At 66.2% G+C, this 20942-nt stretch carries 19 protein-coding genes; 7 read left to right on the top strand and 12 right to left on the bottom strand.

What is annotated here, in order from left to right:
• Positions 1–11: 11 nt before the first annotated feature.
• The 8 genes from era to rpoE form a co-directional block, all read right to left on the bottom strand.
• Complete coding sequence (era, locus tag AC5P57_RS08235; RefSeq protein ID WP_005410599.1) at positions 12–908, bottom strand: GTPase Era; 897 nt, start codon at positions 906–908, stop codon at positions 12–14.
• Positions 905–1585 (bottom strand): ribonuclease III, encoded by a 681-nt coding sequence (rnc, locus tag AC5P57_RS08230; protein WP_019662167.1) that lies wholly within the window; start codon positions 1583–1585, stop codon positions 905–907. Before rnc ends, era begins: the two co-directional genes overlap by 4 nt.
• The gene (locus tag AC5P57_RS08225; protein WP_099555386.1) at positions 1575–1958 is read right to left on the bottom strand and encodes a DUF4845 domain-containing protein; all 384 of its coding nucleotides are present in this window, start codon (positions 1956–1958) and stop codon (positions 1575–1577) included. Before AC5P57_RS08225 ends, rnc begins: the two co-directional genes overlap by 11 nt.
• Positions 1959–2010: 52 nt before the next feature.
• Positions 2011–2805, bottom strand: coding sequence for a signal peptidase I (lepB, locus tag AC5P57_RS08220; RefSeq protein ID WP_049429924.1), 795 nt, complete (start codon positions 2803–2805; stop codon positions 2011–2013).
• 54 nt (positions 2806–2859) lie between these two features.
• Complete coding sequence (gene lepA, locus AC5P57_RS08215) at positions 2860–4653, bottom strand: translation elongation factor 4 (RefSeq protein WP_164145992.1); 1794 nt, start codon at positions 4651–4653, stop codon at positions 2860–2862.
• 179 nt (positions 4654–4832) lie between these two features.
• A complete protein-coding gene (locus tag AC5P57_RS08210) occupies positions 4833–6368 on the bottom strand; it encodes a DegQ family serine endoprotease (protein WP_142806526.1) in 1536 nt (511 codons plus the stop codon).
• Between the two features lie 74 nt (positions 6369–6442).
• Positions 6443–7324: a sigma-E factor negative regulatory protein gene (locus tag AC5P57_RS08205; RefSeq protein WP_262234711.1), complete on the bottom strand. Its 882-nt coding sequence runs from the start codon at positions 7322–7324 to the stop codon at positions 6443–6445.
• Positions 7321–7941 carry an RNA polymerase sigma factor RpoE gene (gene rpoE / locus AC5P57_RS08200; protein ID WP_005414197.1) on the bottom strand — a complete coding sequence of 207 codons (621 nt, stop codon included), beginning with the start codon at positions 7939–7941 and terminating at the stop codon, positions 7321–7323. Before rpoE ends, AC5P57_RS08205 begins: the two co-directional genes overlap by 4 nt.
• A gap of 235 nt (positions 7942–8176) precedes the next feature.
• Between rpoE and AC5P57_RS08195 the strand changes: the two genes are divergently transcribed.
• The 4 genes from AC5P57_RS08195 to AC5P57_RS08180 all read left to right on the top strand — a co-directional run bounded on the left by AC5P57_RS08195 (position 8177) and on the right by AC5P57_RS08180 (position 13228).
• Positions 8177–10240 carry a 3-hydroxyacyl-CoA dehydrogenase NAD-binding domain-containing protein gene (locus AC5P57_RS08195; RefSeq protein ID WP_099555374.1) on the top strand — a complete coding sequence of 688 codons (2064 nt, stop codon included), beginning with the start codon at positions 8177–8179 and terminating at the stop codon, positions 10238–10240.
• Between the two features lie 629 nt (positions 10241–10869).
• Positions 10870–11733 (top strand): pirin family protein, encoded by an 864-nt coding sequence (locus AC5P57_RS08190; protein WP_099555394.1) that lies wholly within the window; start codon positions 10870–10872, stop codon positions 11731–11733.
• Between the two features lie 121 nt (positions 11734–11854).
• Complete coding sequence (aqpZ, locus tag AC5P57_RS08185; protein ID WP_005414195.1) at positions 11855–12574, top strand: aquaporin Z; 720 nt, start codon at positions 11855–11857, stop codon at positions 12572–12574.
• A 195-nt stretch (positions 12575–12769) separates the two neighbouring features.
• Positions 12770–13228, top strand: coding sequence for a hypothetical protein (locus tag AC5P57_RS08180; protein WP_005410610.1), 459 nt, complete (start codon positions 12770–12772; stop codon positions 13226–13228).
• 128 nt (positions 13229–13356) lie between these two features.
• On the opposite strand, the gene AC5P57_RS08175 is transcribed toward AC5P57_RS08180, so the two are convergent.
• Positions 13357–14208: a pirin family protein gene (locus AC5P57_RS08175; protein WP_005410611.1), complete on the bottom strand. Its 852-nt coding sequence runs from the start codon at positions 14206–14208 to the stop codon at positions 13357–13359.
• Between the two features lie 215 nt (positions 14209–14423).
• Here AC5P57_RS08175 and AC5P57_RS08170 point away from each other — a divergent pair, with 215 nt between their 5' ends.
• Both AC5P57_RS08170 and AC5P57_RS08165 read left to right on the top strand, forming a co-directional pair.
• Positions 14424–16505: a carbon starvation CstA family protein gene (locus AC5P57_RS08170; RefSeq protein ID WP_262234709.1), complete on the top strand. Its 2082-nt coding sequence runs from the start codon at positions 14424–14426 to the stop codon at positions 16503–16505.
• Positions 16505–16729: a YbdD/YjiX family protein gene (locus AC5P57_RS08165; protein WP_005410613.1), complete on the top strand. Its 225-nt coding sequence runs from the start codon at positions 16505–16507 to the stop codon at positions 16727–16729. The genes AC5P57_RS08170 and AC5P57_RS08165 overlap by 1 nt, the downstream gene beginning before the upstream one ends.
• 344 nt (positions 16730–17073) lie before the next feature.
• On the opposite strand, the gene AC5P57_RS08160 is transcribed toward AC5P57_RS08165, so the two are convergent.
• On the bottom strand, positions 17074–18324 hold the full coding sequence (locus tag AC5P57_RS08160) for a DUF819 family protein (RefSeq protein WP_262234708.1): 1251 nt from the start codon (positions 18322–18324) through the stop codon (positions 17074–17076).
• A gap of 128 nt (positions 18325–18452) precedes the next feature.
• Between AC5P57_RS08160 and AC5P57_RS08155 the strand changes: the two genes are divergently transcribed.
• On the top strand, positions 18453–18845 hold the full coding sequence (locus AC5P57_RS08155) for a VOC family protein (RefSeq protein WP_099555371.1): 393 nt from the start codon (positions 18453–18455) through the stop codon (positions 18843–18845).
• Positions 18846–18867: 22 nt separating this feature from the next.
• Here AC5P57_RS08155 and AC5P57_RS08150 read toward each other — a convergent pair whose 3' ends face one another.
• Together AC5P57_RS08150 and AC5P57_RS08145 are read right to left on the bottom strand one after the other, a co-directional pair.
• Entirely contained in the window at positions 18868–20160 is a 1293-nt protein-coding gene (locus AC5P57_RS08150) for a sensor histidine kinase (RefSeq protein ID WP_099555369.1), read from the bottom strand.
• The gene (locus AC5P57_RS08145; protein ID WP_099555367.1) at positions 20147–20860 is read right to left on the bottom strand and encodes a response regulator transcription factor; all 714 of its coding nucleotides are present in this window, start codon (positions 20858–20860) and stop codon (positions 20147–20149) included. Before AC5P57_RS08145 ends, AC5P57_RS08150 begins: the two co-directional genes overlap by 14 nt.
• Between the last annotated feature and the right edge of the window lie 82 nt (positions 20861–20942).

Below are 20942 nucleotides of genomic sequence, written 5' to 3'. Positions count from 1 at the left end.
ACCGCAACGGCTTACTCGTAACCGAAGGCCTTCAGCGCGGCCTCGTCATCAGACCAGCCTTCACGCACGCGCACCCAGGTCTCCAGGAACACCTTGGCCCCGAACAGACGCTCCATCTGCAGGCGGGACTTGGCGCCGATCTCCTTGAGGCGGGCGCCGCCCTTGCCGATCACGATGGCCTTCTGGCCTTCGCGCTCGACCCAGATCACCGCACCGATGCGCAGCAGGTTGCCGTCCTCGGTGAACCGCTCGATCTCAACGGTGGTGGCGTAGGGCAGCTCTTCGCCAAGCTGGCGCATTAACTGCTCACGTACCAGTTCGCCGGCCAGGAAACGCTGGCTGCGGTCGGTGATCTCGTCCTCGCCGAACATCGGCGGCGCTTCCGGCAGCAGCTTCAGCACGTCGCGCACCAGCGCTTCCAGGCCGTTGCGCTTCTGCGCCGAGATCGGATGCACGGCGGCAAAATCACGGCCCTCGGTCACCTGCTGCAGGAACGGCAGCAGCGCGCCCTTTTCCTTCAGACGGTCGATCTTGTTGACCACCAGCACCACCGGAATGCCGGCGTCGCGCAGCACATTGAAGGCCAGGCTGTCTTCTTCATCCCAGCGACCGGCCTCGATCACCAGCAGGCCGGCATCGACGCCCTCCAGCGAGCCACGCGCGGCACGGTTCATCACCCGGTTCATCGCCCGCTTCTGCACCTTGTGCAGGCCGGGGGTATCAACCAGCACCAGCTGGCCTTCCGGGTAGGTGGCGATGCCCAGCAGGCGATGACGCGTGGTCTGCGGGCGGTTGGAAACGATGCTGACCTTCGCACCGACCAAGGCATTGGTCAGGGTCGATTTGCCCACGTTCGGGCGGCCGATGACGGCCACGCTGCCGCAATGATGAGGGGTTTGTTCGCTCACTTGGAATCCAGTTGTTCTAGGACGGCCGCAGCCGCCTGTTGTTCGGCAAGCCGCCGCGAGGCGCCTTCGCCCTCGGTGCTGGCAGCCGGGTCGGCTACGTTGCAGCGTACCCGGAAGTGCTTGGCGTGGTCGTCACCGGATTCTGACACCAGTTCATACTGCGGCAACGCCTTCTGTCGGGCCTGCAGCCATTCCTGCAGGCGGGTCTTGGGGTCCTTCTCGGGCCGGCCGGAGGCCGGCAGTGCCTCGATCGATGCGCTGAACCAGGGCAGTACCACCGCCCGGCAGGCCTCGAAGCCGGCATCCAGGTAGATCGCAGCCACCACGGCTTCCACCGCGTCGGCCAGGATCGAGTCGCGGCGATGACCGCCGGACTTCATTTCGCCCGGGCCCAGGGTCAGCCGCTCGCCCAGTTCCAGGCTGCGCCCGATCACCGCCAGCGCGCCTTCACGCACCAGCTCGGCACGGGCACGGGTCATCGCCCCTTCGTCAGCCTTGGGCCAGCGTCGGTACAACGCCTCGGCCGCCATCATGTTGACGATGCTGTCGCCGAGGAATTCCAGGCGCTCGTTGTGCGGCGCACCGGCACTGCGATGCGTCAGCGCCTGCTTGAGCAGGGCCGGATCGCTGAAGGCATGACCAATCAGGTCGCCACGTTGGATGAATTTACTGGGCACCGCTTCGTGTCAGGTCCTGGGAAGAATCGAATTTGCCAACCACATCGAGGTTGCCGATCAGCTGACGGCGCACTTCGTAGTTGACCTTGAGGGTCCAGCCATTGTCGCGGCGATCGAACTTCACGTTGGCCGGCTTCACATTGTCCGAGTAGTTGATGTACAGGCGCTTGAAGAACAGGTCCTGGATCCGCGACGGCTCCATGCTACCCACGCCCGGCTCGTTGGCCAGGCTCTTCATCGCCGAGCGCACGGCGTAGTACTCCTGGTACATCGGGAACAGCTTCATGCCGATGTAGAGGAAGAAACCGACCACGATCAGGACCGTCAGGAACGAGGTCAGGGTCATGCCGCGCTGCGCGTTCATCGTCTTCATTGCGTTCTCCCCAGATACGCGTTGGATGTGAAAATACTCAGTTGCCGCCCGGTCAGTTGATGCTCGAGCCGATCCGCGACGGCTCGAAGCCATCCTTGCAGAACCAGCCCTGGCAGTTCAGCCAGATCAGGAACGCCTTGCCGCGCAGGTTCTCTTCCGGCAGCAGGCCCCAGAAACGGCCATCGTCGCTGTTGTCACGGTTGTCGCCCATCACCAGGTACTTGCCGGCCGGCACGGTCCACTGGCCCTGGCCACGCGGGTAGTCGGTCTCCAGCACGGTGTGGGTGCGGCCCGGCAGGTGCTCGACCAGCAGGTTGGCGCCTTCGCCCTGGCCCTTGTGGCCGGCGTAGATGCCCTTGTTGTCGTACTTCAACGGCTCGCCATTGAGGGTCACGCCGTCGCCTTCGAAGACCACGGTGTCACCCGGCACGCCGATCACGCGCTTGATGAAGTTCTCGCCCTTGGCCGGGTCGTTGTCGCTGTGGCCGGGGAAGTGGAACACCACCACGTCGCCACGCGAGGGCTCGCCGAACGGCACGATCTTGGTGTTGCTGATCGGCAGGCGCAGGCCGTAGGAGAACTTGTTGACCAGGATGAAGTCGCCGATCAGCAGGTTCGGCATCATCGAGCTGGACGGGATCTTGTACGGTTCGGCAATGAAGCTGCGCACGATCAGCACGATCGCCAGCACCGGGAAGAACGCACGCGAGTAATCCACCAGCACCGGCTCGGAATCGAGCAGGCCGGCGCGCTGGGCGCGACGCTTGGCGAGGTAAAGCTTGTCCGCAAGCAGGATCAGGCCCGAGGCCAGGGTCAGCACGACCAGGAGGATCTCAAACAGTTTCATTCAGGGTCCTTTGCAACGTCACCGGACGACCGGCCCCGCAGGGCCGGTGCGGGATTACTTGTTGTCCATCTGCAGCACGGCCAGGAACGCTTCCTGCGGGATCTCCACACGACCGACCTGCTTCATGCGCTTCTTGCCTTCCTTCTGCTTTTCCAGAAGCTTCTTCTTGCGCGAAACGTCGCCACCATAGCACTTGGCCAGCACGTTCTTGCGCATGGCCTTGACCGTGGTACGGGCGATGATCTGCGAGCCGACCGCCGCCTGGATGGCGACGTCGAACATCTGGCGCGGAATCAGGTCCTTCATCTTCTCGCACAGCTCGCGGCCACGGCGGTCGGCATGGCTGCGGTGCACGATCAGCGACAGCGCGTCGACCTTGTCGCCGTTGATCAGCACATCCACGCGCACGAACGGGCCGGCGTCAAAGCGCACGAAGTGGTAGTCCAGCGAGGCATAGCCACGGCTGACCGACTTCAGCTTGTCGAAGAAGTCCAGCACCACCTCGGCCATCGGCAGTTCATAGCTGATCTGCACCTGGCTGCCCAGGTAGTTGATGCCGATCTGGCTGCCGCGCTTTTCTTCGCACAGCTTGATGATGTTGCCGATGTACTCCTCGGGAGTGAGCACGTTGGCACGGATGATCGGCTCGCGGATCTCCTCGACCTGGTTCACCGGCGGCAGCTTGGCCGGATTGTCCATGTTGATGATCGAGCCATCGGTCTTCAGGACTTCATACACCACCGTCGGCGCGGTGCTGATCAGGTCCAGGTTGTATTCGCGCTCCAGGCGCTCCTGCACGATCTCCATGTGCAGCATGCCGAGGAAGCCGCAGCGGAAGCCGAAGCCCATCGCCTCGGAGCTTTCCGGCTCGAAGCGCAGCGCGGCATCGTTCAGGCGCAGCTTGTCCAGCGCTTCGCGCAGGTCCGGGTAATCCTCGGCATCGACCGGGAACAGGCCGGCGAACACGCGCGGCTGCATTTCCTGGAAACCCGGCAGCGGCTTTGGTGCCGGGTCGCCGGCCAGGGTCAGGGTGTCGCCAACCGGCGCGCCGTGCACGTCCTTGATGCTGGCGGTGACCCAGCCCACTTCACCGGCACGCAGCGCCGGCAGCACTTTCCGCTTCGGCGTGAACACGCCGACGTTGTCGACCTGGTGGTTGCGGCCGGTGGACATCACCTGCAGCTTGTCACCGGCCTTGATCTCGCCCTGCATCACGCGCACCAGCGAGACCACGCCCAGGTAGTTGTCGAACCAGGAGTCGATGATCAGCGCCTGCAGCTTCTCGGTGTCGCGCGGCGCCGGCGGCGGAATGCGATGCACGATTGCTTCCAGCACGTCCTGCACGTTCAGGCCGGTCTTGGCGCTGACCGGCACGGCGTCGGAAGCGTCGATGCCGATCACGGCCTCGATCTCGGCCTTGGCACGCTCGATGTCGGCGGTCGGCAGGTCGATCTTGTTGATCACCGGCACCACTTCCAGGCCCTGCTCCACCGCGGTGTAGCAGTTGGCCACCGACTGCGCTTCCACGCCCTGGGCCGCATCGACCACCAGCAGCGCGCCTTCGCAGGCGGCCAGCGAGCGGCTGACTTCATAGGAGAAGTCGACGTGGCCGGGGGTGTCGATGAAGTTCAGATGGTAGGTCTGCCCGTCCTTGGCCAGGTACGGCAGCGACACCGACTGCGCCTTGATCGTGATGCCACGCTCGCGCTCGATCGGGTTGGAGTCGAGCACCTGCGCTTCCATCTCGCGGGCCTGCAGGCCACCACAAAGCTGGATGATGCGGTCGGCCAGCGTGGACTTGCCGTGGTCGACATGGGCGATGATGGAGAAGTTGCGGATGTTCCGCATCGAATCAGAAGACATAGGTGGCGGCGGCGCGCGGCGTCGTCAAGGTAACGGTCGATTATCGCATGCCCGGCGCCCCACCGCGAAAGCGGCCTCATCAGGCCGGGCCCGGAATGGCCGAAGCCCCGCCAGGGCGGGGCTTCGGCGGCGGACAAGGGCCGCGGGGCGGCCCCGGGCGACCCTTACTGGCCGGCCTTCACCGCCACAAAGGCGCTGTTGCCGTTGCCGGTGCGCACCAGCAGCATCACCACGTCGTCCTTCTTGTAGCTGGACAGCGCCCGGTTCAGGCCCTCCACGCTGCCGACCGCGGTGCGGCCGACCTGCAGGATCACCATGCCAGGAGACAGGCCGGCATCACGCGCCGCCTGGCCCTTGACCCCGGTGATGCGCACGCCTTCGTTGCCGTCCAGCCCGAACTGCTTGCGCTGCGGCGCGGTCAGGTCGCTCACGTCCAGTCCCAGCAGGGCATTGGCACCGGCCTGCGGTGCCGCATCGGGCCTGGCGGCAGCCGCCGCACGGGCATTGCCCTGACCGTCTTCGCTCAGCGCCGTGAGCGTGGCGCTGAGATCGCGCGGCTTGCCATCGCGGATCACCCCCAGGGTGACCCGGCTGCCCGGCGCCATCGCACCGATCAGCGGCGGCAGGTCGGACCAGCTGTTGACCGGGCTGCCGTTGACCGAACGCACCACGTCGCCGATCTGCACACCGGCCTTCTCCGCAGCACTGCCAGCGACGATCTGGTTGACCAGCGCGCCGCGGCTGTCGGGCAGGCCCAGGCCCTGCGCCTTCAGCGCATCGATCGGCTCGACCACCGCACCCAGCTGGCCACGGGTGACCTTGCCGCTCTTCTTGATCTGCTCGACCGCGCTCATCGCCAGGTCGATCGGGATCGCGAAGCTGATGCCCATGTAGCCGCCGGAGGCGGAGAAGATCTGCGAGTTGATGCCGACCACTTCGCCACGGGTGTTCAGCAGCGGACCACCGGAATTGCCCTGGTTGATTGCCACGTCGGTCTGGATGAACGGTACGTAGCGCTGGTCGGCGCCACCGGTGCTGCGGCCCAGTGCACTGACGATACCGGCGGTGACCGAGTGGTCGAGACCGAACGGCGAGCCGATCGCGACAACCCACTGGCCCGGCTTCAGCGTGTTGGAATCGCCGACGCGCACGGTCGGCAGGTTCTTGCCATCGATCTTCAGCAGCGCCACGTCGTACTGCTGGTCGCTGCCCACCACCTTGGCGTTGAACTCACGGCTGTCGCCCAGCTTGACCTTCACGTCGCTGGCGTCGGCCACCACGTGGTAGTTGGTCAGCACATAGCCGTCGGGCGAGATGATGAAGCCCGACCCCATGCCACGGCCCTTGATGCTGGGGCCACCGTCCTGCCCACCCGGTCCCTGCCCCGGCATCGGGAAGTCCGGGCCGAAGAAGCGGCGGAAGAACTCCGGCATGTCGTCGTCACCGCCCATCGGGCCCCGCGAAGCCTGGCGGTTGTTGCGGACGATGGTGGTGTCGACGTTGACCACGCCCGGCCCGACCTGTTCAACAAGGTGGGTGAAATCGGGCAGGCCGGTAACCAGCGGCTGTGCCGGCGCCCGCGGCGCGGCGGCCGGGGCAGCCTGGGCCGGGGCGGCCGGAGCCGGGGCCTGCGCGCAGGCCATCAGCGGCAGGGTCAGGGCCAGCAGGCCAATGGCCTGCGTGCGGAATCGGGGAGTCATCGGACGGCAACCTCCGGATCGGATGGAAAGAGGAATACGGGCCCCGCCGACGGCGGGGCGTGAAAGCACCCGGCTCAGTCGCGCGGGCGCGGCGGCACCGGCAGGTCGTCCTGCAGGCGCGGCTCGAACGGGTAGAACGCGGCGCCACCGGTATGGGCCGGGAAGCTGGTATTGAGCGCGCCGCCGGCGGCAGGCGCCAGGCTGGAACGCGGCCACGGCCGGGCCTGCAGCCCACCGACCTCACCAAACGGCATGTTGCGGCCGGCATTGGCCGGTACGGTCGGGGTCAGCGGCGCCTGCGCAGCAGCCACTGCGCGTTGCGGCAGGTCCTCACGCTGGGCGGCACGCGCGGCCTGCTGGCTGCGGGTGGCACTGGCGCGGCGGGTATCCTGGCGGCGACTGGCAGCGGCCATCGCCAGGGCGGGAGCCGCCGCCACGGCCATCGCGGCAGTGTCTGCAGAGGCCTCGGTCACCGGGGCAGGGTCGGTCGGCACGGTCGGCAGCTCTGCCTGGCTGGCGATCACCTGTGGTGCCAACGGCTCGCCCGGGGTGGCCTCCCTCAGCTTCTCACCGCCCATGAACAGTGCCACCGCCGCCACCGAAGCGGCCAGTGCGGCACCACCGCCCCAGGCCCGCCAGCCACTGCGACGCACCTGACGGCGCGGCTCGGCCTGCGGCGCAGGCTCGGCGGCGATGGCGGCAGCCACGGCGGCACTGAACCCGGCCGGCGCCAGCGCCGACGCCTGCCCGCGCATCACATCGCCCAGCAGCTGCCAGCGCTCCTGGCAGCCGGCCAGTTCGGGGTCATGCTCCATCCGGCGCAGCAGGAAGCGCGCTTCATCGGCACCCAGCTCGCCATCGACCAGGGCCGACAGCTGCTCCCGATGGCGCTGGTCCAGGCGCTGCCCGGCGGGCGATTGATGGTTCTGCGATTCGTTGAACGGATTACTGGTCATACGCGGCTCTTCTCACGGGTGGCGCTGCCGATGTCCAACAGCGGCCGGAGTTCGGTGTCGATCGCCTCGCGCGCCCGGAAGATCCGTGAACGCACGGTGCCGATCGGGCACCCCATTTTCTGCGCGATTTCCTCGTAGCTCAGGCCTTCCACCTCGCGCAGGGTGATCGCCGACCGGAGCTCTTCCGGCAGCGCGTTGACGGCCTTCATCACCGTCTGTTCCAGCTCCTGGCGCATCAACTCGCGTTCGGGCGTGTCGGTGTCGCGCAGGCGCGTACCACTGTCGAACTGTTCGGCATCGCCGATGTCGATGTCATCGGTCGGTGGCCGTCGATTGTGTGAAGCCAGGTAGTTTTTGGCGGTATTCACGGCGATTCGATGCAACCAGGTTGAGAACTGGGCATCGCCACGGAAACTTCCGATCGCGCGATAGGCACGGATGAAAGTGTCCTGGGCGACGTCCTGACATTCGCTCCAGTCGGCGATGTAGCGACCGACAAGGGCCACCACGCGATGCTGGTACTTGCGCACCAGGACATCGAACGCGGCGCTCTCGCCGTGCTGCACGCGCCGGACCAGTTCCAGATCCAGCTCCTGTGGTGTATCAACCTCGGCCATGAGGGGCCGCACTCCTGTCAGCCCAACCGACGTCGGGCAATGAGACTGCCAATCCCGGGAAAAGTTCAGTCGCCGATCACCCGGCGCCGCACCAGCTTTTAACCACCGTTCCGTTAGCGTCCCGGTCCACGGCCATGGATCCGGGGTCGCCACTCCCCTGCTATTGGGATTTGACGCGGGGGAAACAACCTCTGGATCATAGCCGCTTCTCCATACACAACCGGATGGAACGTCCATGCTCTCAGGCTTCGATGGTCTCCGCTTCAGCCACTGGCACCCCGAGATCCGCGACGACGGCGTGGTGGTCCTCTCCCTGGATCGTCAGGACAGCAGCGTCAACGCGATGTCGCAGGACGTGCTGCTGGAACTGGGGGACCTGCTGGAACGCATCGCGCTGGACCCGCCCAAGGGCGTGGTGATCCAGTCGTTGAAGAAGGCGGGGTTCATTGCCGGCGCGGACCTGAAGGAGTTCCAGGAGTTCGACCGTCGCGGCACCGTCAACGATGCCATCCGCCGCGGCCAGGCTACTTACCAGAAGCTGGCCGAGCTGCCCTGCCCCACCGTGGCGGCCATCCATGGCCACTGCCTGGGCGGCGGCACCGAGCTGGCGCTGGCCTGCCGCTACCGCGTGGCCTCCAATGACAGCAGCACCCGCATCGGCCTGCCTGAAACCCAGCTGGGCATCTTCCCCGGTTGGGGCGGCAGCGCGCGCCTGCCGCAGCTGGTGGGCGCCCCGGCGGCGATGGACATGATGCTGACCGGCCGCACCCTGTCGGCGTCGGCCGCGCGTGGGATCGGCCTGGTCGACAAGGTCGTGGCACCGGCGGTGGTGCTCGATACCGCCGTGGCGCTGGCCCTGTCCGGCACCACCCGCCCGTTCAAGCAGCGCGCCACGGCCTGGGCCACCAACACCTGGCTGGCCCGCACCCTGCTGGCGCCGCAGATGGTCAAGCAGGTGGCGCGCAAGGCAAAGAAGGACCAGTACCCGGCGCCGTACGCACTGATCAGCACCTGGCAGCGCAGCGGCGGCAAGCCGATCCAGGCACGCCTGGATGCCGAACGGCGTGCGGTGGTGAAGCTGGCCAGCACGCCGACCGCACGCAACCTGATCCGCATCTTCTTCCTCACCGAGCGCCTGAAGGGCCTCGGCGGTGGTGATTCGGGCATCCGCCACGTGCACGTGGTCGGCGCCGGCGTGATGGGCGGCGACATCGCCGCGTGGGCCGCCTACAAGGGCTTCGACGTAACCCTGCAGGACCGCGAGCAGCGCTTCATCGACCCCGCCATGGAACGCGCGCAGGCGCTGTTCGCCAAGAAGGTGCGCGACGAGAGCAAGCGCCCAGCGGTGGCCGCACGCCTGCGTGCCGACCTGGAAGGCAACGGCGTGGCCGAGGCCGACCTGGTGATCGAAGCGATCATCGAAGATCCGGAGGCCAAGCGTGCGCTGTACCAGACGCTGGAACCGAAGATGAAGCACGACGCTCTGCTGACCACCAACACCTCGTCGATTCCGCTGGTGGAACTGCGCGACCACATCCAGCGCCCGGCGCAGTTCGCCGGCCTGCACTACTTCAACCCGGTGGCGCAGATGCCGTTGGTGGAGATCATCCATCACGACGGCATGGCGGCGGAGACCGAGCGCCGCCTGGCCGCGTTCTGCAAGGCGCTGGGCAAGTTCCCGGTGCCGGTGGCAGGCAGCCCGGGCTTCCTGGTCAACCGCGTGCTGTTCCCGTACATGCTGGAAGCGGCCACCGCGTATGCCGAAGGCATTCCGGGCCCGGTGATCGACAAGGCGGCGGTGAAGTTCGGCATGCCGATGGGCCCGATCGAACTGATCGACACCGTGGGCCTGGACGTGGCCGCCGGCGTCGGCCGCGAGCTGGCGCCGTTCCTGGGCCTGCAGATTCCCGCCGCACTGCAGACGGTGGAACCGGACAAGCGCGGCAAGAAGGATGGCCAGGGCATCTACACCTGGGAAAACGGCAAGCCGAAGAAGCCGGACGTGGCCAGCGATTACCAGGCCCCGACCGATCTTGAGGACCGCCTGATCCTGCCGCTGTTGAACGAAGCGGTGGCGTGCCTGCATGAAGGCGTGGTGGCCGATGCGGACCTGCTGGATGCGGGCGTGATCTTCGGCACCGGGTTCGCCCCGTTCCGCGGTGGCCCGATCCAGCACATCCGTGCGGAGGGTGCCGATGCGATCGTCGAGCGGTTGAAGGCGCTGCAGCAGCGCCACGGCGACCGCTTCGCCCCGCGCGCGGGCTGGGACAATCCCGCCCTGCGCGAACCGGTGGTTTGAGTCTATCGGCCGGGCCTGCGGCCCGGCACCCGCAGAGGCAACCGCCGAAGCAAAAGCCAGAGCCAGAGCCAAAGCGGCTCTGGCTTTTCTGTTTGTTGGGCGGGGCGGTGTGGGCAGGCAGGACACGCCGTAAACCCATCCATGGGGGCTCGATGGCGCCATCCATGGCGCCAACGGTCCTGCCTGCCCACACCGCCCCACCCCTGACAGTTTCCCGGTGACGGTCGGTGAATCTCGATTCCGGTGTGGATCACTACGAACTGGTGGGTGGCTACCTGGGTCGCCACCAGGAGCGAAGCGACCGGCGTTTGATTCTGACTTTGTTTTTCTTTTTTCTTCTCCGTGGCTGGACGCACACGAAAACTGTCAGAGGTCGGACGGGTGGGTTGCGCAGGACCGTTGGCGCCATGGATGGCGCCATCGAGCCCCCATGGATGGGTTTACGGCGTGTCCTGCGCAACCCACCCGCCCGGCCAAGCGCGGCTTGTGCTTGTGCCTTCAGCGACCAAGCAACCAGCCACGAGGGGCTGCGCCGTTGGCTGGAACAACCTGTTACCCATACGGGGCATGTGCCCGTCACAGCTGCATGCGATGCTGGCCACCTGATCCCTGCCAGCGAGAACGCCCGCATGACCACCATCATCGCCCCGCGCGTGCACGACATCGGCGGACTCGAAGTCCGTCGCGCCGTCCCCACCTTGCAGGCGCGCAGCATCGGCTCGTTCGTGTTCGTCGACCAGATGGGCCCGGCACTCATGCACCCCGGTACGGCCATCGACGTGCGTCCTCATCCGCATATCGGCCTGGCCACGGTCACCTACCTGTGGTCGGGCGCCATCGGCCACCGCGACACGCTGGGCTCGGATCAGGTGATCCGCCCCGGTGACGTCAACTGGATGACCGCCGGTCGTGGCATCGCCCATTCCGAGCGCACGCCGCAGCCAGACCGCGAGCATGACAACCCGATCCACGGCATGCAGACCTGGGTGGCCCTGCCGAAATCGCATGAGGAAATCGAACCGGCGTTCTACCACCACGCCGCGGCCACCTTGCCGGAGCAGCGCCGCAACGGTGCCTGGCTGCGCGTGATCGCCGGCCGCGCCTATGGCGAGGAATCGCCGGTGAAGGTGTTCGCCGACACCCTCAACGTGGCGATCGATCTCGACCCGGATGCGGAAATCGACATCGACGACGGCCACCGCGAACGCGCGTTGTACATCCTCGAGGGCGAGGCGCAGCTGGATGGCGTGGACATCCCGGCGCAGCACCTGGTAATCCCGGAAGCCGGCGCACGTGGCCGCCTGCGTGCGAAGACGCCGGTGAAGGCGATGCTGTTCGGCGGCGAGCCGCTGGATGGCCCGCGTCACCTGTGGTGGAACTTCGTATCCAGCTCGAAGGAGCGCATCGAGCAGGCCAAGCACGATTGGGAAGCCGGCCGCTTCGGCACCATTCCGGGCGACGACAAGGAATTCATCCCGCTGCCGCAGTACTGAACATCGCGTGTTGCACACATCCGAAGGTGTATGCCTGCACCCGGCGTTGACGCTACAGTCACCCGCTGATCATTGAAATGTGACATAAATCACACTTTCGACCGTCAAAGGAGTGCAACACATGAGCATGGGTAAACGCTTGTCCGCCGAATTCCTCGGCACGTTCTGGCTGGTTCTGGGTGGCTGCGGCAGTGCGGTGCTGGCCGCCAAGTTCGGCGGTGACAGCAATCCGCTGGGTATCGGGTTCCTCGGCGTGGCGCTCGCCTTCGGCCTGACCGTGGTGACCGGCGCCTATGCGTTCGGCCATATCTCCGGCGCGCACTTCAATCCGGCGGTCAGCGTCGGCCTGTGGGCCGGTGGCCGCTTCCCGACCAAGGACCTGGTGCCGTACATCATCGCCCAGGTGGCTGGTGGCCTGTTGGCCGGCTTCATCCTGCTGCAGATCGCCTCGGGGGCCAGCGGCTTCGCCATCGACGGCAGCCAGGCCGGTGCGTTCGCCAGCAATGGCTATGGTGCGCTGTCGCCCGGCGGTTACAGCGTGGCGGCGGCCTTCCTGTGCGAAGTGGTGCTGACCGCCGTGTTCCTGATCGTGATCATGGGCGCCACCCACGGCAAGGCACCGGCTGGCTTCGCGCCGCTGGCGATCGGCCTGTCGCTGACCCTGATCCATCTGATCAGCATCCCGGTCACCAACACCTCGGTGAACCCGGCCCGCTCCACCGCCGTGGCCTTCTTCGCCGGCAGCGGGGCGGTCAGCCAGCTGTGGCTGTTCTGGGTCGCCCCGCTGCTGGGCGGTGCGATCGGCGGCATCATCTACAAGTGGCTCGGCAACGACCGCTGAGGCCTGTGCGGACCATTGCGGCCGACCTTCGGCCGCAATGGTTACGCTTGTAACCGCAATTTGTGCGATCGCTCACGTTCCGTTAAGGTTGAGTTGACCGTCCGTGCACATGCCGGCCGGCGGGGCATCCGGGGATGGGATGCCAAGGCCGCCGGTCCATCCGACGGAGCCACGACACACCACCTTGGGGGATGCATGAAGTTCGCGCCTGTAGTGTTGTCGAGCCTGCTTTTCGCTGCGGCCCAGGCCGCCGCGCAGGCTCCCACCGAATGTCCTTCATTGCCGGCCAACAGCGGCCTGCAGTGGCAACAGCAGGCACAGGCCGATTTCCTGGTCTGCCGCGCCAGCACCAGCGATGGCCGCGAGGTACTGAGCCTGATGCTCAGTGCACGCGATCCCAACCTTCCATTGAACCGCTCGCTGCGCCACGAAAAGGGCAGCTTCGGCGGTGAATCACTGTACTGGTACCAGCCCGATCTGGGAGGCCAGCAGCCGCCCGGTTATGCCGAGCGCCGCATCAGCGTGGTCAAGCTCGACAAAGGGCGTTACGCGCAGATTTCGCTGTATCCGGACAGCGCGCAGGAACTGGGTTCGCTGCAACAGCTGGCGCAGGGGATGAGCCTGACCCCGTCGGCCGTGGCTGCCGGGAACTGACGATGGCGGGGATGACTGCCTTGCAGCATCCCCGCAATGCGAGCCGACCTGACGGTAGTGCCGGCCGCTGGCCGGCACCTCGATCCGCCGTGACCGCAGGCAGTTGCCGGCCAGCGGCCGGCACCGCCTCAGAACTTGCCTTCCTGGAAATCGACGAAGGCCTGCATCAGTTCCTGCCGCGTGTTCATCACGAACGGGCCATGGCGCATCACCGGTTCTCGCAACGGACGACCAGCCACCAGGATCAGCCGCGCACCCTCGCTGCCGGCCGACAGATGCAGCTGCTCGCCACCGCCCAGCACCGCCAGTTCCTGGCGGGCGACGTCGCGCGCCGCGTCCTGCTCACCCACCGTCACCGCACCTTCGAACACATACGCGAAGGCGTTGTGCCCTTCCGGCAAGGCATAGGTCCAGGCGCGATCCGGGGCCAGCGTGATGTCCAGGTACAGCGGATCGGTGGCCGGCTGCACGATCGGGCCCTGCGTGCCATCCACGTTGCCGGCGATCACCTTCACTTCCACGCCGGCGTCCGGCTGCACCACGGGAATGCGCTCGGGCGCGAACTCCTGGTACTTCGGCTCGGTCATCTTCTCTTTCGCCGGCAGGTTCACCCACAGCTGGAAGCCGCGCATCTGACCGCTTTCCTGCTCGGGCATTTCCGAATGCACCAGGCCACGGCCTGCGGTCATCCACTGCACGCTGCCCGGGGTAAGCAGGCCCTCGTTGCCGTGGTTGTCGCGATGCCGCATGCGCCCGTCGAGCATGTAGGTGACGGTCTCGAAACCGCGATGCGGATGCTCCGGGAAGCCGGCGATGTAGTCCTCGGCACGGTCGGTGCCGAATTCATCGAGCAGCAGGAACGGGTCCAGGTCAGGCAGCGTCGGGCCGCCGATGACGCGGGTCAGGCGCACGCCGGCACCGTCGGAGGTGGGCATGCCACGGATGGTCCGCAATACGCGGACCGGTTCGGGAAAGCTCATGGCGACTCCTGTTGGATGGATGCCACTGAAGATGGACGCCACATGGCCGCACGCCAATGGACGGCGCCGCAACCGATTGTTCCATCCCTGATGTTCGCTGCATGTCAGCACAACAAGCGTACGACCAAAGTACTACCGCCGATTCGTCCTGTGCCAATTGACCCTGCCGAGGGCACGCGGGACTCTTTGACTGTCTTTCCGGGAGAGAGCACCTCATGAAAGGGTTTTCCAAAATAGGCTGGGCGGTACTCGCCCTGCTCGGCGCCTTCTGTCTGGGCACCGTGGCCTTACGCCGCGGCGAACACATCAATGCCCTGTGGATCGTCGTCGCCGCCGTTTCGCTGTACCTGGTGGCCTACCGCTTCTACAGCCTGTTCATCGCCAACAAGGTGATGCAGCTGGATCCGACCCGGGCCACCCCGGCGGTGATCAACAACGATGGCCTGGACTACGTGCCGACCAACAAGCACGTGCTGTTCGGTCACCATTTCGCCGCCATTGCCGGTGCCGGCCCGCTGGTGGGACCGGTGCTGGCCGCACAGATGGGCTACCTGCCCGGCCTGCTGTGGCTGGTGGTGGGCGTGGTGCTGGCCGGCGCGGTGCAGGACTTCATGGTCCTGTTCCTGTCCAGCCGCCGCAACGGCCGCTCCCTGGGCGATCTTGTGCGGGAAGAGATGGGCCAGGTGCCCGGCACCATCGCGCTGTTCGGTGCGTTCCTGATCATGATCATCATCCTGGCGGTGCTGGCGATGGTGGTGGTCAAGGCGCTGGCCGAAAGCCCGTGGGGCATGTTCACGGTGATCGCGACGATGCCCATCGCGATCCTGATGGGCGTGTACATGCGCTACATCCGCCCCGGCAGGATCGGCGAGATCTCGGTGGTTGGCCTGATCCTGCTGCTGGCCGCGATCTGGTACGGCGGCAAGGTCGCCGCCGATCCGGTCTGGGGCCCGGCCTTCACCTTCACCGGCACCCAGATCACCTGGATGCTGATCGGTTACGGCTTCGTCGCCTCGGTGCTGCCGGTGTGGCTGCTGCTGGCTCCGCGTGACTACCTGTCGACCTTCCTCAAGATCGGCACCATCATCGCGCTGGCCATCGGCATCCTGGTGGTGATGCCGGAACTGAAGATGCCGGCGCTGACCCAGTTCGCCGCCAGCGGTGATGGCCCGGTGTGGAAGGGCGGCATGTTCCCGTTCCTGTTCATCACCATCGCCTGCGGTGCGGTATCCGGCTTCCACGCGTTGATTTCCTCCGGCACCACGCCGAAGCTGCTGGCCAATGAAGCGCACATGCGCTACATCGGCTACGGCGGCATGCTGATGGAATCGTTCGTGGCGGTGATGGCGCTGGTGGCGGCTTCGATCATCGATCCGGGCATCTACTTCGCGATGAACAGCCCGGCGGCGGTGATCGGTGCCGATGCGGCCTCGGCCGCGCACTACATCACCAACACCTGGGGCTTCACCATCACACCCGAGCAGCTGACCGCGACCGCGGCGGCCATTGGTGAACCGACCATCCTGCATCGCGCAGGTGGCGCGCCAACGCTGGCGGTGGGCATCGCGCAGATCCTGCACGAAGCGATTCCCAGTGGCAGCGACGCGATGATGGCGTTCTGGTACCACTTCGCGATCCTGTTCGAAGCGTTGTTCATCCTCACTGCAGTCGACGCTGGTACCCGTGCCGGTCGCTTCATGCTGCAGGACCTGCTGGGCAACTTCGTGCCGGCGCTGAAGAAGACCGAGTCGTGGACCGCGAACATCATCGGCACCGCCGGCTGCGTGGCGCTGTGGGGCTACCTGCTCTACACCGGCGTGGTCGATCCGTTCGGTGGCATCCAGACGCTGTGGCCGCTGTTCGGCATCTCCAACCAGATGCTGGCGGGTATCGCGCTGATGCTGGGCACGGTGGTGCTGTTCAAGATGAAGCGTGACCGCTATGCGTGGGTGACGGCCGTGCCGGCCATCTGGCTGCTGATCTGCACCACCTACGCCGGCTTCATCAAGATCTTCGACAGCAATCCGGCGCAGGGCTTCCTGGCCCAGGCACACAAGTTCCAGGCCGCCCTCGCCAGCGACACCATCACGGCACCGGCCAAATCGGTGGCGCAGATGAAGCAGATCGTGGTCAACGCCTACGTCAACACCGGCCTGACCGCGCTGTTCCTGCTGGTGGTGGGCGCAGTGCTGGTGTATTCGATCAAGACCATCCTGGCGGCCCGCCGCAATCCGCAGCGCAGCGACCGCGAGACCCCGTACGTGGCGCTGAAGCCGCATGAAATGGTGGATCTGTGATGAGCACGCAACTGGTTCCCGCCGGCCAGTACCAGGCACACCGCCGTATCTGGCGGCGCCTGGTGCAAACCGCACGACTGTGCTGTGGCATCCCTGATTACGACAACTACGTCCGGCACATGCTGGAAAAACATCCGGACCAGGAGCCGATGGATTACAAGACGTTCTTCCGCGAGCGCCAGGAAGCGCGCTACGGCGGACGCAACGGTGGTCGCTGCTGTTGAGGAGTGAGGTGGGTGCCGGGCTTGCAGCCCGGCACCCGCAGAGGCGACTGCAACGGCCAAAGCGTCGGCTCTGGTTTTCCGTGGATTTGGCGGGGTGGTGTCGGATGGCGGGGACGCCGTAAACCCATCCCTGGGGGCTTGGCCGCGGCATCCATGCCGCGGACACCCCGCCATCCGACACCACCCCACCTTCGACAGATTTCCGGTGGCGGCGAGAAGCGTCAGGGGTCAGATCCGTTTCCTCCGGGAAACGGATCTGACCCCTTCCATGTTCATGGATCTCCATGAAGTGCATCCACGCATGGCGCGGATCTACGGAAGCATGACGCCAGGGCGGCCCAAACTCAGCCGGTCGCCATCCATTTCAGGATCAGGCCGGTGACATACGCCAGACCGGTGCCGGTCGCATAGCCCACCGTGCCCAGCAGCACGCCCACCGGGGCCAGCGTCGGATGGAACGCCGCTGCCACCACAGGGGCCGAAGCGGCTGCGCCGATATTGCCCTGCGAACCAATGGCGAAGAAGAACAGCGGCGCGCGCAGCAGCTTGGCCACCACCCACAGCACCAGCACGTGGGTGGCCATCCAGATCGCGCCGAGCAGGAACAGCCACGGCCGATCCAGCAGCGACAGCAGGTTCATCTGCATGCCGATGCAGGCGATCAGGAAGTACAGGAACACCGTGCCCAGCCGCGAAGCGCCTGCGGCTTCCAGCCGGCGTGCACGGGTGAAACTCAGGCCCAGGCCCATCGCCGTGGACAGCAGGATCACCCATACGAACTGGCTGTCCAGGCTGAACTGGCTGGCCCAGCTGACATTGGCCTTGAACCAGCCCGCCAGCGGCGCGGCGATGGCATGGGCCAGGCCGACGCCGCCCAGTGCCACGCCGACGATCACCATCAGGTCGGTCATGCTGGGAATGCGCGCGTTCTGCGCCTCGTAGGCACTGATGCGCGCCTTCATCTCGTCGATGGCACGGGTATCGGCACCGTTGCGGGTATCGATCTGCTGCGCGCGGTTGGCCAGAAACAGCAGGATGGCCATCCACAGGCTGGCGCACGCCACGTCGACCACCGCGAACTGGCCGAAGGTGGTGGCATCGGTGCCGAACACTTCACGCATGGCCACCATGTTGGCGCCGCCGCCGATCCAGCTGCCGGCCAGCGCCGCCATGCCGGCCCAGGTATCACCGGCCACGGTTTCGGGGTGGATCAGCTTCATCAGCTGGAACGAGACGATGGCGCCGAGCATGATGCCGGCGGTACCGGCGCAGAACACGATCAGCAGTTTCGGGCCGAGCTTGGCAATACCCTTGAGGTCGATCGACAGGGTCAGCAGGACCAGCGCGGCCGGCAGCAGCACGTCACGCGCGACCGGGTTGTACAGCGAGGTGTTGTGGCCGTCGATGACACCGGCGGTGTTGTAGATGGCGGGGATGAAGTAGCACAGCAGCAGTGCGGGCACCCAGGCGAAGATCTTCTTCAGCAGCGGGGTCGGACCACTGGCGGCCCAGAAGATCAGGGCCAGGGTGGCGGCAATCAGGCCCAGTCCAACGATGTCGTTGCTGATCAGGGCAGTAGCGGGTTCGGTCGGCATGGGATCCTCTGTCGATCGAAAGAGCGGGAAAAAAAAAGCGCCGCATAAAGCGGCGCATCCGCAGATTAACATTGTCTTCACGCCGGGTCATGCTGCAGTGCCGGTTGCCCTTTCCCGGAGCCACTCCCATGCAGCTCGGCGCCTTCTCCATCAGCCTCTCGGTCAAGGACCTTGGGGCCTCCCGCACCTTCTACGAAGCACTGGGCTTCTCGGTCACCGGCGGCGATCCGGCACAGAACTGGCTGGTGATGCGCAGCAACGGCACCGTGATCGGCCTGTTCCAGGGCATGTTCGAGGGCAACCTGCTGACCTTCAATCCTGGCTGGGACCAGCACAAGCAGGAACTGCCCCACTTCCAGGATGTGCGCGAGCTGCAGGCGGAGCTGGATGCGAAGGGCGTCGAACTGGCGGTGCGCACCGACCCTGATGGGCAGGGCACCGGCTATCTGCAGCTGGCCGATCCGGATGGCAACGTGATCCTGATCGACCAGCACGTGGCGCGCGCGGGCACCGGACAGTAGGGCTGCCGGCCAGCGGCCGGCACTACCGCGATGGAGGGCGTGATGCGCTGAAGTCGAGGGTGGCACGCGTACCGCGCGGGTCACAGGGTTGCAGCTGCAGGGTCCAGCCCAGGTGCTCGCACAGCCGCGCGATCAGGTCCAGTCCGATGCCGCCCCCCCGATCGGCGCGCTCGCCACGGGCCATCCGCGCGTGGATCGCCGCAATCTCCTCCGGGCTCATGCCATGCCCGGGGTCCTGCAGGGTCAGCACCGCCGACGAGCTCAGGCGCAGCTCAATGTGACCACGGCCACTGTTCTCGATGGCATTGCGCAGGAGGTTGCCGATCGCGGCCTGCACAACGGCCAGCGGCGCAACGATATCCACCGGAGCAGCCTGGATGCCGATGCTCAGATCCTTGTCGCCGAGCAGGTGACGATGGTCGTCGACGATTTCCGGCAACAGCTGGTCCAGTGCGATGCGTTCGGCGCGCGCGGCCAATCGTGCCGGATCACGCGCCAGCACCAGCAACAGTTCGATCAGCTGCTCCACGCTCTGCGCTGTGCGCAGCACGCGCTGCATCTGCTGGCGCGCGCGCTCGGGCAGGCCCGGCTGTTCCAGTGCCAGCTCTGCAGCACCGGTCATCACCGCAATTGGTGTACGCAGTTCGTGGCTGGCGGTGCTGATGAAGACCCGTTCGCGTTCGACGAACTGCTCGTTGCGGTCCAGGTAGTCGTTCAGTGCATCGGCAATGGTATGCAGTTCGGAGCTGCCGCGCGGGTCGACCTCGATGCGCTGGCCCTGAACGCCCGGCCGCAAGGCGGCGATATGCTGCGCCAGCAGGCTCAACGGGCGCACCATGCGCTCCATGCCGAACGACGCCATCAGCACGGTGACGAAGATCATGATCACCCCGGCCAGCATCACCCAGCGCGTGGCGAACTGTTCCAGGTCATGGAAATCGGAGATGTCCAGAACCAGCGCGACCCGGCCCATCGGCTCGGTTTCGCGCACCATCACCGCCGTCTCACGTCCCTTGACCATCACGCCGTCATGCAGCCCCGGATGCAATGTGCGCAGCCCCTCGGGCAGGTTGACCGCATCGAACCGGTACAGGCTGAGCGTGTCCGAATCCTGCCAGCGGTAGTGCGGCTCGTGCTCGACGTGCTCGACGATGCTGTCCAGTTCGGAATTGAGCAGCGCGCGCCAGGCGGCATGCTCGGCATGTTCATGCACGTAGTTGCCGACGCTGAACACCGCGATCGACAGCAGCGCCAGATAGCCCAGCAACCACCACACCACGCGCCGGTACAGCGGCCCCGGCTTACGCGCCTTCATCGCCATCCTTGCCGGCATCGCTGCCCGTGGTCACCGCCAGACGGTAACCCACCCGCGGCAGGGTATGGATCAGTTTCTCGGCGAACGGACCATCGACGCTGCGGCGCAGTTCGTAGACATGCGAACGCAGCAGGTCGCCATCCGGCGGTTCGTCGCCCCACAGGGCGAATTCCAGCTGCTGGCGGGTGACCGCGCCCGGACTGGCGCGCATCAGTACCTCCAGCAGCTTGCGGCAGGCTGGGTACAGGTGCAGCACCTGGCCCTCACGCTGAGCCTCCAGCGTCGCCAGATCCAGTACCAGATCGCCCACCTGCAGGCGCTTGCGCGGGTTGCGGCCCTGCGCACGCAGCAGCAGCGCTTCCAGCCGCACCTCCAGCTCCGGCAGCGCGAACGGCTTGGTCAGGTAGTCGTCGGCGCCCGCGCGGAAGCCGGCAATCTTGTCCGGCAGCTCGTCACGCGCGGTCAGCATGATCACCGGCACTTCCGATGCATGCTCGGCGCGCAGCCGGCGCAGCACCTCCGGGCCCTCCATGCGCGGCAGCATCCAGTCCAGGATGACCGCGTCATACGGATGGCTTCCGGCCAGGTGCAGTCCGGTGATGCCATCCGGCGCCACGTCGAGCACATGCCCGCGCGACTCGAAATAGTCGAACAGGTTGGCCACCAGCTGGCGGTTGTCCTCGATCACCAACAGACGCATGCACGAAACATCCACGGAAGTTCGTACCATGGTAGCGCCGCACATGTCGGAATGCGGTCGCCCCGGCGTCGCTCTGACGCTT

The sequence above is a fragment of the Stenotrophomonas sp. YJH_SMC_79 genome (genome assembly GCF_059367995.1).
Note: the sequence above shows the minus strand (reverse complement) of the source record. Positions and strands in the feature narration are given on the sequence as shown.

Excerpts from the sequence above, each read along its gene's own strand:
- AC5P57_RS08210 (WP_142806526.1), bottom strand. The coding sequence starts at position 6,368 with ATGACTCCCCGATTCCGCACGCAGGCCATTGGCCTGCTGGCCCTGACC.
- AC5P57_RS08165 (WP_005410613.1), top strand. The coding sequence starts at position 16,505 with ATGAGCACGCAACTGGTTCCCGCCGGCCAGTACCAGGCACACCGCCGT.
- AC5P57_RS08160 (WP_262234708.1), bottom strand. The coding sequence starts at position 18,324 with ATGCCGACCGAACCCGCTACTGCCCTGATCAGCAACGACATCGTTGGA.
- AC5P57_RS08150 (WP_099555369.1), bottom strand. The coding sequence starts at position 20,160 with ATGAAGGCGCGTAAGCCGGGGCCGCTGTACCGGCGCGTGGTGTGGTGG.
- AC5P57_RS08190 (WP_099555394.1), top strand. The coding sequence starts at position 10,870 with ATGACCACCATCATCGCCCCGCGCGTGCACGACATCGGCGGACTCGAA.
- lepA (WP_164145992.1), bottom strand. The coding sequence starts at position 4,653 with ATGCGGAACATCCGCAACTTCTCCATCATCGCCCATGTCGACCACGGC.
- AC5P57_RS08175 (WP_005410611.1), bottom strand. The coding sequence starts at position 14,208 with ATGAGCTTTCCCGAACCGGTCCGCGTATTGCGGACCATCCGTGGCATG.
- AC5P57_RS08170 (WP_262234709.1), top strand. The coding sequence starts at position 14,424 with ATGAAAGGGTTTTCCAAAATAGGCTGGGCGGTACTCGCCCTGCTCGGC.
- aqpZ (WP_005414195.1), top strand. The coding sequence starts at position 11,855 with ATGAGCATGGGTAAACGCTTGTCCGCCGAATTCCTCGGCACGTTCTGG.
- AC5P57_RS08155 (WP_099555371.1), top strand. The coding sequence starts at position 18,453 with ATGCAGCTCGGCGCCTTCTCCATCAGCCTCTCGGTCAAGGACCTTGGG.
- rpoE (WP_005414197.1), bottom strand. The coding sequence starts at position 7,941 with ATGGCCGAGGTTGATACACCACAGGAGCTGGATCTGGAACTGGTCCGG.
- AC5P57_RS08195 (WP_099555374.1), top strand. The coding sequence starts at position 8,177 with ATGCTCTCAGGCTTCGATGGTCTCCGCTTCAGCCACTGGCACCCCGAG.
- AC5P57_RS08225 (WP_099555386.1), bottom strand. The coding sequence starts at position 1,958 with ATGAAGACGATGAACGCGCAGCGCGGCATGACCCTGACCTCGTTCCTG.
- AC5P57_RS08180 (WP_005410610.1), top strand. The coding sequence starts at position 12,770 with ATGAAGTTCGCGCCTGTAGTGTTGTCGAGCCTGCTTTTCGCTGCGGCC.
- AC5P57_RS08145 (WP_099555367.1), bottom strand. The coding sequence starts at position 20,860 with ATGCGTCTGTTGGTGATCGAGGACAACCGCCAGCTGGTGGCCAACCTG.
- AC5P57_RS08205 (WP_262234711.1), bottom strand. The coding sequence starts at position 7,324 with ATGACCAGTAATCCGTTCAACGAATCGCAGAACCATCAATCGCCCGCC.
- lepB (WP_049429924.1), bottom strand. The coding sequence starts at position 2,805 with ATGAAACTGTTTGAGATCCTCCTGGTCGTGCTGACCCTGGCCTCGGGC.